The 14,070-nt window shown below is 45.9% G+C and carries 9 protein-coding genes; all 9 read left to right on the top strand.

Translation table 11 applies throughout. The annotated features are described in order from the left end of the window. The 9 genes from LZG73_RS02950 to LZG73_RS02910 all read left to right on the top strand — a co-directional run bounded on the left by LZG73_RS02950 (nucleotide 1) and on the right by LZG73_RS02910 (nucleotide 14,029). Nucleotides 1–573: a DUF4833 domain-containing protein gene (locus LZG73_RS02950; RefSeq protein WP_233846029.1), complete on the top strand. Its 573-nt coding sequence runs from the start codon at nucleotides 1–3 to the stop codon at nucleotides 571–573. A gap of 157 nt (nucleotides 574–730) precedes the next feature. Then, the gene (cmoA, locus tag LZG73_RS02945) at nucleotides 731–1,477 is read left to right on the top strand and encodes a carboxy-S-adenosyl-L-methionine synthase CmoA (RefSeq protein WP_233846027.1); all 747 of its coding nucleotides are present in this window, start codon (nucleotides 731–733) and stop codon (nucleotides 1,475–1,477) included. Beyond that, nucleotides 1,474–2,202: an isoprenylcysteine carboxylmethyltransferase family protein gene (locus LZG73_RS02940; RefSeq protein ID WP_233846025.1), complete on the top strand. Its 729-nt coding sequence runs from the start codon at nucleotides 1,474–1,476 to the stop codon at nucleotides 2,200–2,202. The genes cmoA and LZG73_RS02940 overlap by 4 nt, the downstream gene beginning before the upstream one ends. Before the next feature lie 100 nt (nucleotides 2,203–2,302). After that, nucleotides 2,303–3,589 (top strand): NAD(P)/FAD-dependent oxidoreductase, encoded by a 1,287-nt coding sequence (locus LZG73_RS02935; protein WP_233846024.1) that lies wholly within the window; start codon nucleotides 2,303–2,305, stop codon nucleotides 3,587–3,589. Nucleotides 3,590–3,677: 88 nt separating this feature from the next. Continuing rightward, nucleotides 3,678–6,071, top strand: coding sequence for a GAF domain-containing protein (locus LZG73_RS02930; protein WP_233846023.1), 2,394 nt, complete (start codon nucleotides 3,678–3,680; stop codon nucleotides 6,069–6,071). 35 nt (nucleotides 6,072–6,106) lie between these two features. Continuing rightward, the gene (locus LZG73_RS02925; RefSeq protein WP_233846022.1) at nucleotides 6,107–7,333 is read left to right on the top strand and encodes a Pycsar system effector family protein; all 1,227 of its coding nucleotides are present in this window, start codon (nucleotides 6,107–6,109) and stop codon (nucleotides 7,331–7,333) included. 6 nt (nucleotides 7,334–7,339) lie between these two features. Further along, nucleotides 7,340–9,373 carry a polyphosphate kinase 1 gene (gene ppk1 / locus LZG73_RS02920; protein WP_233846021.1) on the top strand — a complete coding sequence of 678 codons (2,034 nt, stop codon included), beginning with the start codon at nucleotides 7,340–7,342 and terminating at the stop codon, nucleotides 9,371–9,373. A gap of 7 nt (nucleotides 9,374–9,380) precedes the next feature. Next, complete coding sequence (locus LZG73_RS02915; protein WP_233846020.1) at nucleotides 9,381–10,244, top strand: SdiA-regulated domain-containing protein; 864 nt, start codon at nucleotides 9,381–9,383, stop codon at nucleotides 10,242–10,244. After that, nucleotides 10,241–14,029: a metallophosphoesterase gene (locus tag LZG73_RS02910; protein ID WP_233846019.1), complete on the top strand. Its 3,789-nt coding sequence runs from the start codon at nucleotides 10,241–10,243 to the stop codon at nucleotides 14,027–14,029. The genes LZG73_RS02915 and LZG73_RS02910 overlap by 4 nt, the downstream gene beginning before the upstream one ends. Nucleotides 14,030–14,070: the final 41 nt, after the last annotated feature.

Here is a 14,070-nt window from a genome sequence, read left to right as displayed (position 1 = left end):
ATGAAAAACGCAGTCAGTATTATCCTGGCCTTGGGCCTGCTGCTGTGTTCGTATACAGGAAGTCATTCTGCAGATAAAAATTCGAACGCCTCAGTTGCTGAGCCCGACGAGTTTCCCGTACCAAAGAACATCCCCGGACTACTTTTCTACATCCAGCGTGATCCCAATGCGAATACAATTGTATATCATCTTAATATGGATGAGCGCGGCCAGGTAAGTCGCAAAACACCCGTTGATGCATTCTGGATCAGATACACCGACGGAGGCGAAAGGAGAGATCTCAATTATTTACAGCGCAAGTTTGCATACGGCATTAATTCAAAGCCGATCGGGAACGCGGCCTTTGAGTTACGCTCGGTGGCTTATTCGAAAATGCCGCTCATTCTACGAAAAGACAGCAAGAACGAATATCACGTTTACGCAAACATTGACAAAAAAGAATGCATTCTCAGCCGCGTTTTCATCCGGATCGACGGCGGGACATTCTGGTCTCCCAATGTGCTTTACATTGAATTGAAAGGAACCGAAATAGCAACGGGTAAAACAGTTGTGCAGCGCATTAAACCGGTTTAATCCGGTAAAATCTTTAAGTATTGCTGGCAGCGAATGGAATTTGTCTTTTATTTATCAATTTTAAGGACAAATTCCGTGTCGCCGCTCAAACGGGCAGATGGCAGGGTTTTTGATCAAAATATTTCTAACGGCGAAATCCGGAAAACCGAACCTTACAATGAGTGAATTACCGCAGCCCGAGCGCGACAATGTTTTTGAAGATGAAATTACCAAAGTGTCGGACTTTAAATTTGGCACAACAGTCGTAAAAGTTTTTGACGACATGGTCAGCAGGTCAGTCCCGTTTTACAACGAGATGCAGCGCATGTTAGGAGAAATAGCGGCGGATCACGCCAAAGAAGGAAGTTTTGTTTACGACTTAGGCTGCTCCACAGGCACCACAATGATCGAAGTGGATAAGCTCATCCCGTCCGACATTCGCTTCATCGGAATCGACGAATCGACGGAGATGCTTGACAAGTGTGACATTAAATTGAAGGAGGCCGGTTTTGTCCGTCCATATGAGTTGGTCACAGGTGATCTGCACGAAAAGCTGCCGATTAAGAATGCTTCGGTTGTGATCCTTTGCCTCACATTGCAATTTGTTAGGCCGCTTTATAGAGAGCGGTTGTTGCGCAACATCTACGAAGGATTGAATCCCGGAGGAGTGTTATTACTGGTGGAGAAAGTGCTCGCGGAAAGCACGGTTTTTAACAGGGATTTTATCAAATATTATTACAATTATAAGCGCCGTAACCATTACAGCGAGATGGAAATTTCGCAAAAAAGGGAGGCATTGGAAAACGTTCTGATCCCTTACAAGCTCTCCGAAAATTTGCTTTTGTTGAAAGAAGCTGGGTTTGGAGATTGTGAGACCTTCTTTAAATGGTATAACTTTTCGGGATTAATCGCTTATAAAAAATGATCACTATTGGTAATTTCTTTTTCAGGTTCAGGAACATTTTATTCATTTTTCTTTATCTGTTGCTGTTCCTTCCTTCGCCTATGCTGTTTAAGCCAGAGCAGTTTGGAGAAAAATATTATTTGTTCCCGATCATTCTGGGGTTGCTGGTCACTTTTTCAGGAGAAATCATTCGCGGCATTACGATTGGGCTTGCATACATTATCCGCGGCGGGCGCGACAGGAGGGTTTACGCAGAAAAGCTGGTGACCGAAGGCATTTTCAAACATTGCCGTAACCCGCTTTATGTAGGAAACATTCTGATGCTTTTGGGAGTCGGGATTTTGTCCAATTCTTTGGTTTATGTGGGCATTGTTATGCCATCTTTTTTGTTCATATATCAGGCGATCGTGCTTGCAGAAGAGAATTTTTTACGCAACAAGTTTGGTGCTGATTTTGACAATTATTGCAAGAGAGTCAATCGTTGGATTATCAATTTCAGCGGCATGTCCGAGACATTCAATGACATGCGCTTCAATTATAAGCGATGGATTTTAAAGGAATATAACACCTTGTTCGTCTGGTTAATGGGGATCACGGCGATCATTCTGTTCAGATATCCCGAACTCACTCCCGATAGCGATACGCGCGTGAAGCTTTTCATAGGCATCGGCGTATTTCTGGGGCTGGTTTATGGATATATCAAATATTTGAAAAAGTCTGGAAAAATGACCGACAGCCTGGCCTAGCACGTTTCTCGATTCATTCTTACATAGGGGAAGCTAGCAAACTGTCGTCGGATTTCGGAGCGAATAAATTATGATAACCCCCTATTAACAGTAAGAAACTATGAAGATTGTAATCGTTGGAGGCGGCTTTGCAGGTGTTAATCTTGCCATTGACCTTGCGAAAAACAGCAAGTTTGAAATAACACTGGTTGATAAGAACAACTATAATTTTTTTCCACCGCTGATCTATCAGGTCGCTACGGCTTTTCTGGAGCCTTCCAGCATCAGTTATCCGTTTCGCAAGCTGTTCAGGAACAAGCAGAATTTCACATTTCGCCTCGGCGAACTGAAAAGCGTTGTAACCAACGAAAACAAGATCATTCTTTCCAATGGCGAGCTGGAATATGACTTTCTGGTTTTTGCCACCGGCGCAGAAACCAATTTCTTTGGGATGGAAAATGTCAAGCGCAATGCCACGCCCATGAAAACGCTGGAAGATGCCATTGGCATGCGCAATAAAATGCTGCAACAGATGGAGCTGGCCACCATATCCGAAGATCCCGTTGAAGTAAGAAAGCTGCTGACCGTTGTCATTGCAGGCGGAGGCCCCACCGGCGTTGAAATTTCAGGAATGTTTGCAGAAATGCGCAATGGAATTTTGAGAAAGGAATATCCCGAGCTTGCAGGAAAAGGAAGTGAGATTTATCTCGTCGATGGCGGCGACGCATTGCTATCGCCTATGAGCGAAGCCTCTCAAAAAGACACATACGATGCATTGCGAAAGCTCGGCGTAAAAATCAAGCTTAACACCCACGTTTCAGATTTTGTGGACGACAAAGTTTGTTTCAGCGAAGGCGAATGCATTGAAGCCAAAACATTGATTTGGGCTGCAGGTGTTACGGGGAAAGTTTTTGAAGGAGTCCCGCCTGAAGCCTACGGACGCGGTCGCCGCATGCTTGTGGACGCACATAACAAGCTGATCGGCACTTACAATATTTACGCAATTGGCGACGCCGCCTTGCAACAAACCGATCCCAATTTCCCGACGGGACATCCACAAGTGGCGCAAGTGGCCATTCAACAAGGAAAAACCCTTGCAGCCAACTTTTCACGAATTGCGGAAGGTCAGCCGTTGAAACCATTTGCATACAAAGACAAAGGATCGATGGCCATCATCGGACGCGCGAAGGCCGTCGTAGACCTGCCCGCGCCCAAAGTGCATTTCAAGGGCCTGATCGCCTGGCTAGCCTGGTTGTTCATTCACCTTGTGTCGCTGATCAACCACCGCAACCGGATGAAAACGCTTTACAACTGGATGATCGCCTATTTCACCAAGGACCAGTCCCTGCGGATGATCATCAAGCCTTCGGCAAGCATTAAAGTGCCGGAGCCAATTTTAAAAGAGTAATTTAAACGTTTAGCGTTGGCAGTGTGATAAAAAACGCGGAATTTTAATGGCCCGTCACCCAGCCAACGCGTTTTAACAAAACAAAATAATGGAACCGACTATCATTGATGTAGTTCAAGATACGCCATACGGTCTCCAAAAAGTTGATTCTTCCATTTCATTCAGAAAGTTTATCAGCTTCCTGGAAGAAAAAGCAGGACAGGAAAAGACAGTCAAGAAAACATTCTTCTCGATGGCACTGGATACGCTCAAGGCGAATCCAGCGTTCTCGGCTGATATCGAACTCAAAGATATCGGCAATTTCAGGGAAGAACTGGGTTTGGTTTACGGCATGCTCATGCCGCCTGTCGCCAATGAAGATGAAATTTTTTGGGCGTTGAGTGCACCGGTAAGTCCGGTCGTATTTTACGGAACGTCAGGCTTTTACAATCTCCTTACCGATACGACAACAGGCCATGTCCGCTGTGACATTGTGGACGACGGCGGCGTGAATGTGAAGCAAAAAATGCAAAAGCTGTATTCGTTTATTCTCGAACGGCTCTATCATTTTCCGCCTCTGCCACAAAGTGACATGATCCTTACGCTGACCGACGACGTTAGTGGCCTGCAAAAATATTATCGCGGCGTTTTGGACACCCGTTTTTGTGATGTTTATGCAAAAGGAAGTCTTCCCGAGCTCGATCTGGAAGCGATCCGCAAGCAAATGCTGGAATCCAATGACGTTTCGGTTTTAATGCGCCTTTTGCCATTCTCCATGTTCCGGTTTGAAGGTTTTTCCATCATCACACTAACCGACGTCACGGCCGAGCACGCAGTGGAGCAAATCAAAAACACAATCCTTAACCGCGCTTCCTACGACCCGCAGGCCTATTTCAAAAATGTAACCAATGCGCTGAAAATGCTGGTTGGCAATGCGCACATTGATTTCGGGGTGATGGCCGTTTTGCGCGTCAACAACAAGCTTGTCTTTGACAGGAGCACTGTGCTTTTCAGCAAGCTTATGACGGCCGCCACCAAAGATGATCGGGCAGAAGAAATGTATCTTTCCATGGCCAGCCAATATTTTCAGGCGCCAAAAGTGCTTTTCATGCGCAACCTGGCCATGGAAGACAGCCATGATTTCATTCGCATATTGAAAGAAGACGGCGTTGAAGCGTACGCGATGCTCCCGGTTTATTATGATAACAAGGCAGTTGGTGTGCTCGAAGTTTATTCCAAGGCAAAAAAGACCATCGACGAGCGCGTGCTGGCGCGGCTGGACACGGCGTTGCCGCTCATTGCGCAAATGATGAAAAATTACATTGATGAATTCAACATTGAAATCGACAATGTGATCCGTGAGAAATTTACCTCGTTGCAACCGGCCGTGCAATGGCGTTTCAGGGAAACGGCCTGGCATTATCTGCGGAATAAGGCAATGAATGTGCCGTCAGCGACCATTGAAAATATCCACTTTCGCAATGTTTTCCCGCTTTATGGAGCCGTCGACATCAGAAATTCAACGCTCGAAAGAAATGCAGCGCTCAAAGATGATTTGCACTTACAATTTGATTTATTGATAGAAACGTTTACGACTTTGAAGCAAAAGCTGGGCTTCGGGCTGGCTGATGAAATGATTTATAAATGCAAAAAATGGATCCAGGAAATCGATGACGATGCGACGGACAGCGACGAAATGCGGGTGCGCGATTTCCTTGAATTAGAGGCACATCCGTTTTTGATCCATTTTAAAGAAGCCAATATGTTGCAGCCTGTTGCCGGAGGCGAAGCGGATGACAGCGACGAATTGATCAGTGTTATTGACAAATATTTTGAAATAACAGACGAGCTGACCGGCGCTGCTTACTCGAACCGGCGCGCACTCGAAGCTTCCATGCAGAAAGTGAATGCATCTGTCAATCTTTATCTGGATCTTTTCCGTAAGGAAATTCAGCAATCCTATCCTTGTTATTTTGAAAAATTCCGCACGGACGGGATTGAATACGACATTTACATTGGTCAGTCCATTGAGCCGGAGCGGAAATTCAGTGAGCTTTATCTCAAAAACATCCGGTTATGGCAGCTTACTTCCATGGCCGCCATTGCCAAAATCACCAATGCGCTCATTCCGCAAATGGAAAAACCGTTGCAGACAACCCAACTGATTTTCATCCATTCCAGCAGCATTGACATCAGTTTCCGTGATGACGAACGCCGGTTTGACGTGGAAGGCGCATATAACATTCGTTATCAGGTTATTAAGAAAAGAATTGACAAAGTTCATGTCAAAGGCACTGGCGAACGGCTTACACAGCCCGGGAAGATTGCATTGGTTTATTTTAATAGTAAATCTGCCGAAGAATATGTGGGTTATATCCGCTATCTGCAAGAAAAGAAGACATTAAACGATGATCTGGAATTCCTGGATCTGGAAGAGTTACAGGGGGTTATCGGCCTCAAAGCCTTGCGGATAGGAGTGAATCTCCAATCCGAATGGAGCTGAAATAATAGAAGCGCTACTCAAAAATTTAATTTTATATGAATTACAACCATCGGCTTGATAAGGTAAGGCATCATGTCCACCATTTTTTTGCAACAAAAGAATTGGCACAACTGAATTACCACAATCTGGTGCACACCGAAGCCGTCGTTTCCAATGCTGTAAAAATCGCAAATCATTACCGGCTGGAGGACAAGGAAACGTTCATTGTGGTGACGGCCGCGTGGTTTCACGACACCGGTTACAGCAGTGGCGAAGCAGCAGGTCATGAGCAGCGCGGTGCCGAGCTTGCGGCATCATTCCTGGCTTCGGAGGAAATAGATGAGAGCGTGATAGCTGAGGTCAAAGGTTGTATTCTGGCCACGATATGGCCGCAAAATCCAAAGAATTTCCTGCAACAAGTCGTTTGCGACGCAGATCTGTTCCATTTTGGCACGACAGACTTCACCGACTGGAACAAGCTCGTGCGCAAGGAAGCAGAGCAGCGGTTGGGCAGGAAAATAGATAAGGCTGAATGGCGGAAAAGCACGATCGCATTGTTGGAATCGCATCGTTTTCACACCGATTTTTGTCGCGATCTGCTCGACAAGCAGAAGCAAAAGAACATTGCGAAGCTGAAAGAAAAGGAGCTTGAAACTTCCGTAGAAGAAGAAGCGCCGGCAAGTCCTGCATACGCCGAATCCGTCTTTGCCAATGCAATTCCGGAAATGGTTGATAAAAAACAAAAAAACGACCGGCCCGATAAAGGAATTGAAACCATGTTCCGGATCAGCTCCAATAACCACCAGCGGCTGAGCGATATGGCTGATAATAAGTCACATATCATGATCACAACGACTTCGATCATCATCTCTGTGTTGCTGAGTATCCTCATCCGCAAGCTGGAAGACAACACCTATCTGATCATTCCAACCATGCTGCTCCTCACTGTTTGTATGGTCACCATGGTTTTCTCCATATTGGCCACGCGGCCGACCATTCCGCACGGCACATTCACGCAGGAGGACATTGATACGAAAGATGTCAATTTGCTGTTCTTCGGCAACTTTTATAGAATGTCGTTCAGCGATTATTCCAATGGCATGCAGCGCATGATGAACGACCGCGATTTCCTTTACGGCAGCTTGACGAAAGACGTTTATTCGCAAGGCGTTGTGCTGGGTCGGAAATACAGGTTGCTGCGCATCGCTTACAACGTGTTTATGTTTGGGATTGTGGTTTCTGTGCTGGCATTCATTATCGCTTCCATCCTGGTTGAACATTGATCATTCATGGCACAATTTCGCTATTTCAACAGGGACATCAGCTGGCTCACTTTCAATGGTCGCGTTTTGCAGGAAGCTGCTAATGAGGTGGTTCCACTAATGGAACGAATTCGTTTTCTTTCGATTTATTCCTCCAACCTCGATGAGTTTTACCGGGTAAGGATGCCCTATTTGAAGAAAAAATCCATTCAGGATCAGGATGAGGACGCTTATAGCAAGGCTGGCGAAATCATTGATAGGCAGCAGAATGCATTCGGGCAGATTTTACGTGAGTCCGTCATTCCTGAATTGGCTAATCTGGGCGTCAATTTTTGTTATAAAGATGGCGTTCCGGGAAGCATTCTTGGTGCTGTCAATCAATATTTTTTTGCGCAGGTTGCGGGTTTTCTGCAACCTGTTTTTTTGACAAAAAACGCGCCTTTCTTCCCCGAAAACAATCAGCTTTATCTTGTCGCAATCCTGCGATTTCCACCGGATGAAGAGCATGTTGCCTTGGTCAACATTCCCACAGGCAATTTGAACCGGTTTTTGAAAATCACCCGAGACAAACAGGATCACATTGTTTTTCTGGAAGACATTATCAAACACAACCTCAAAAGTCTGTTCCCCGAAGCCATTGAAATTCAGTCATTCAACATCAAGATAACCCGCGATGCTGAGCTGGATATGATGGACGAAGATGGCGACGACGTTGCCGAAAAATTTGAGAAACAACTAAATAAGCGCGAGCTCGGATACGCAACTCGGCTGTTGTATGAACCTGGATTGCCATTGCGCCACCTCCAGAACATTATCGTGTCTTTGGACTTGAAAAGTGCTTCTGTGGTTCAGGGAGGGCGTTATCATAACCTTAAAGATCTTGCGTCATTGCCCGTAAGTCCGCCCGCGCAGACTTACCCAGCATGGCCGCCTGCAACCGCGGGCGCAAATGTGAATGAAAACACTTCCCTTTTTGACACCATAACCTCGGAAGATTTAATGGTGCATGCGCCTTACCAAAGCTATGACACCATTCTGCGGTTTTTCAACGAAGCTGCGATCAATCCGCTCGTAGAGGAAGTTTACACCACAATGTATCGGGTGGCGCATGATTCCAAAATTGCTTTTGCACTCATTAGCGCAGCAAAAAATGGGAAGAAAGTGACTGTGCTCGTGGAGTTGAAAGCAAGGTTTGACGAGGCTAACAACATTCGTTGGGCCAAAAAAATGAAGTCAGCCGGAGTGAAAATTGTGCATAGCGTGAATGCGCTTAAAGTGCACGCAAAGCTTGCATTGGTCAAAAGAAAACATGCAGCAGCGCCCTATCTGGGCCTTTTGGCAACAGGAAATCTCAATGAAGGCACTGCGAAATTTTACACCGACCACATTCTGCTATCCGCGCATCAGCCCATGTTGGCAGAAGCGGAAACGCTGTTTCGGTTTTTGAGCAAAAAGAAAAAACCCGACAGCTCCGACCTGATTGCATTTCAGCATTTACTCGTGGCGCAATTTAATTTACTGGGAAAATTCCTCCAACTTCTGGATCGTGAGATAGCGAATGTGCGCAACGGCTTGCCTGCGGGAATCACCATTAAGCTGAACAATCTGGAAGAAGAAGTGCTGATCAACAAATTGTATGAAGCTTCTAATGCAGGTGTAAAGATCAACCTGATAGTCCGGAGCATTTGCCGCATTGTGCCGGGCGTGGCCGGGCAAAGTGAAAATATCACTGTTAAGCGGATTGTTGACCGGTTTCTGGAACACGGACGCATTTTCATTTTTCATAACAATGGCCAGCCCGAAGTGTTCATGGGCTCCGCTGACTGGATGAACCGCAACATTTACCGCCGCATTGAAGTGTGTTTTCCAATTTATAACCCAAAATTAAAGGAGCGGCTGACGGAAATCATTGAATTGCAATGGCAGGACAATGTGCAAGCCGTGTTCATCGACAGCGAACTGAACAATGTTGCCATAGCAAAATCACAACCATTAATCCGCTCACAAGAAGCAATTTACAGGCTGTTGTCTCAGGAAACAGCCGATTTGAAAACGATATGAAACAATCATGATGGCCACATTTTTACAGCAACTAAGTTTACTGGCTTTAATGGGCATATCCCTTGGCGGATGCGACTCAACGAAAAAAGAAAAAGCAGTTCACAAAGACTACGACCTCAGCGACCCGGACAAATTCAACATGCCCGAAAGCCTGTTTGAAATTTCGGGAATCGCATTCAATCAGCAAAGCGCGGACACCGTTTATGCAGTCCAGGATGAAGACGGAAGGCTTTATCGCCTCGGCTGGGACAACCCAAGACAACACAGCGCAAAGTTTGCCAAAAAAGGTGATTATGAAGATGTTGCCATTTTGCAAGACAAAGTTGTGATCCTGAAAAGCAATGGGTTTTTATACACATTCCCGCTTTCGGAAGCCATTTATGAAGACCCTGAGCAAGTGCACGAGTTCAAAAAAATATTGCCGAAAGGAGAATATGAAGGCATGTATGGAGATGAAAAATCCGGGAAAATCTATATTCTCTGCAAAAGCTGCACACAGGACAATGCCAAGGCCAGCGTAACCGGTTACATTTTGGAGCCAGACAAAGATTCGACGCAGGCAACCGGAACATTTGCTATCAATGTTGATGAAATCAAGGCGCTCACGGGCAAAGTTTCCCGAGGTTTCAAACCATCCGGTTTGGCCAAAAACCCGATCACCAATGATTGGTATATCATTTCCGCAGTGAACAAAATGATGGTTGTGACGGACAGCAAATGGAAAGTGAAAGAGGTTTATCTACTGAATGGAAACATGTTTATTCAGCCAGAAGGAATTGCTTTTGACAAAACCGGAAACCTTTACATTTCCAATGAAGGCGATGATTTATTTGCAGGAAATGTTCTGAAGTTTAAAAAGATCAGCCGATGAAAAAAGCGCTTTTTATCGTAATGATCGGCATTCTGGCAATAGGAATTTTCTCTTGCGCAAGTTATAAAACGCAGTTTTCCAAAGACGGTGCAAATTGGGAAAAAGACGCGCCTTCGCCCGATTTGGTTTTGAAGCACACGATGTATTTGATCGGGGATGCGGGAAACGACTCCCCGGAAAGCCGTGCGCCGGTCTTAGAATATCTCAAAACAAAGCTTGAAACGGAGAGCAAAAACAGCTCGGCAATTTTCCTTGGCGATAATATTTACGAGTATGGAATGCCGCCTGCCGAGGATTCTTCCGACCGGAAAGTGGCTGAATATCGGATCACTTCGCAACTGGAAACACTCGATAAATTCAAAGGAAGACCCGTGTTCCTGCCTGGAAATCACGACTGGCGCGGATGGGGCGTGAAGGGTTTGAAGCGGCAGGAAAAATTTGTTGACAATTACATTAACGAAAAGCGCGGCGTCAAGAATAAGGAAGATTACGAAGATTATTTCTTGCCGCTAGACGGCTGCTCGGGCCCGGAAGCAATTGAACTCAATGATAATGTGGTAATTATCGTAGTTGACTCGCAATGGTGGCTTACGGATTGGGACCGGGATTCGAAGATCAATGATGGTTGTGAGATCAGAAACCGCGAGCAATTCCGATTTGTTTTCGAAAATGTAGTGCGAAAATACCGCAACAAGCATGTGGTTTTTGCGATGCACCATCCGCCTTACACTTACGGCCCGCACGGAGGCCGGTTCACGATCAAGCAACACATTTTCCCGCTTACCGAGCTCAATCCGGATTTATGGATCCCATTGCCGGGGCTGGGAAGCATTAGTGCGCTGTTCCGGGCAACCATCGGATCCAAGCAGGATATGGCCAATAAGCATTACAAGGATCTGCGGACGGCGGTGATGGCGGGAGCCAAAAAAAATGGAAAATTCATATTTGCCAGTGGACATGAGCACGCATTGCAGTTCATCGAAAACGATGGGCAAGCGTTTATTGTGAGCGGCAGCGGATCAAAAACCAGTCCGATCAGCTTAGGAAAAGGGTCGCAATTCGCATCAGCCAAATTGGGTTATTCGACGCTCAACTTTTATGAGGGTGGCGAAACCTGGACGAATTTCTGGGAGGTTACGCCCGATGGGAAGGATGCAAAGTTGATTTTTAGAAAAAAAATAAATGATAAGCAGACCATCGAACGCCCGGATTCCGCGGTTGCCTTTACAGAATACAATGCGCATCGCGATTCTTCGAGCCATTTTGTGACAAGCAATGTGGTAAAACCGGTGGGAGGTTTTCACAAATTTCTGTTTGGTGAGCATAACCGACCTTTATATGTTGAGAAATATCCCTTTCCCGTTCTCGATCTGAGCAAATTTAAAGGCGGCGTCATCCCCGTAAAGCAAGGCGGGGGCAACCAGACAAATTCACTGCGCTTGCGCGATGGCGAAGGAAAAGAATATGCATTGCGCGGCCTTACCAAAGATGTAAGCCGTTTTTTGCCGTTTCCATTTAATCAAATGATCGCTGCAAAATATCTGGTGGAAGACAACTTCTTGTCGACCAACCCATTTGCGCCGCTTTCATTGCCCGTTCTGGCGGAAGCTGTAAAGGTTTACCACACCAATCCAAAGCTTTATTATGTGCCTGCGCAGCCTGCGCTCGCCACTTATAATGCACTTTTCGGCGGAACAATGACGCTCCTTGAAGAGCGGCCCGACGGAAAAAAATGGAAGGAAGCTGCGTTTTTTGGCAATCCGGATAAGATTGTGAGCACGCCCGAATTGGTTGAGGAAATGCTTGAAAACGCCAAAAACAAAGTGGACGAGCCTTGGGCGATTCGCACCAGACTTTTCGATTTCGTAATTGGCGACTGGGACCGGCATGACGATCAATGGGCTTGGTCGTCGGTAAAGCAGAAGGATGGGACAACACTTTTCCGTCCGATTCCAAGAGACCGGGATCAGGCTTTCTCTATGTATGATGGTTTGCTGACAGGCGTTGCGAGGCTTTCGCTGCCGTTTTTGAAGCAGCTGCAAAGTTTTAGTCCCGAAATTCAGAGCTTGAAATGGACCACATGGAGCGCACGCCTGTTCGATCGCACTTTCCTGACGCAACTGAGCTGGGAGCAATGGGAGGAGCAAGCCAAATTCATTCAGCAACATTTGACAGACGAAGTCATTAACAACGCATTTGCTGCGTGGCCGGATAAGGCGCGGGAAATCTCGTCACCCGCATTGATTCAAAATATGAAAACCCGGCGGGATGATTTGTTGAAAATCGCAAGGACGCATTATGAGTTTGTTAGTGCGCATGTTAACGTCATTGGAACAGAAGAAGAGGAGCGGATCATAGTGGAGAGGCTCGATGAAAAACGTACAAAAGTGTCGGTTTACGAAACCGGGAAGGACCGCAAAATAAAACATTTAAATTATGAGCGGATCTTTGATGCAGATGTTACAGAGGACATTAACATTTATGGAAATGGCGATGATGACGAATTCATTGTAAAAGGTGATGTCAAGAAAGGCATCAAAATCAGGCTTATCGGCGGGTTAGGGACAGATTTGTTTGCCGACAGCTCACGCGTCAAATCCGGTGGTAAGAAGACTTTTATTTACGACGATCTGCGAAATAACACCGTAATTTCTGGGCCCGAGACGAAAGATAAACGTTCTGCCCTTTATCGATACAATGTTTACGACCGCAGAAGTGCGGACAGTAACTACGATATCACGATCCCATTCCCCATTTTGGGAGTTAACCCCGACGATGGTCTTCTCATTGGTGCAAGCGCAAGCATGACGCGTTATGGTTTTAAAAAAGAGCCTTATGCTTCATTGCAAACATTTGGCGGCAGTTATGCATTTGCCACAAAAGGTTTCAAGCTGAATTACACGGGTGATTTTATCAATGCGTTCAAAAAGTTTGATTTCTTTCTGGACACTTACTATCACGGCCCGACTTACGCATTTAACTTCGCAGGCATCGGAAATGAAACGGAAAGAATCGTCGACAATGCAGACTTTTATCGCGTGCGGCAAAGCGCATTCCATGTTTATCCTGCCATTAAAAAGCGGTTTGGAGGCAATGCGGGCTTTATTTCGCTGGGGCCTTTCTTTGAGATTTCAGACATTCAGCCGACAGGCGGACGGTATATTACAAGCGGGGAGAGTGGACTGCCGGGTGATATTTTCAAAACCAAAACTTTCACGGGTGGCAAGTTCCTGTTCAATTTCAGCAGCGTCGACAATATCTTTTCGCCGCACACGGGCATTCGTTTCAATGCAGGATTTGACTGGACAACTAATTTGCAAGACAACAACAACTTTGGTGCATTGCGCGCGAAGTTTTCTTTCTATAACAGTCTCGATGCAAGAGAAAACATCATTCTTGCCTCGCAGATTGGCACTGGGGTCAACTTTGGCAATGGTTATGAATTTTTCCAAATGCCTACATTAGGAGGGAAGCAAGGATTGCGCGGTTACCGAACCGAACGCTTTTATGGAAAAAGCAGTCTTTGGCATGATACAGACCTGCGTATTCGGCTGGGCAGCAGTTACAATCCCACATTGCCACTGACTTACGGTCTGTTCGGAAGCTTCGATTATGGCCGTGTGTGGCTGGACAATGATGCCTCTGAAAGCTGGCATTACAGCTATGGTGGCGGCATCTGGCTGGCTCCGGTTGACATTCTTACATTGGCAGTGGGCGCATTTATTCCAAAAGAAAAAAAGGAGGAAAAGCCACGTATCGCATTCCAGATCGGTTTTTGGTTTTAAAAAAATAGAATCTCTAACACAAAAAAAGACCCATATCACAC

Origin of the sequence: Dyadobacter sp. CY326 (assembly GCF_021390515.1) — a bacterium.
GTDB lineage: Bacteria > Bacteroidota > Bacteroidia > Cytophagales > Spirosomataceae > Dyadobacter.
This window is presented reverse-complemented; position numbering and strand designations above follow the sequence as displayed.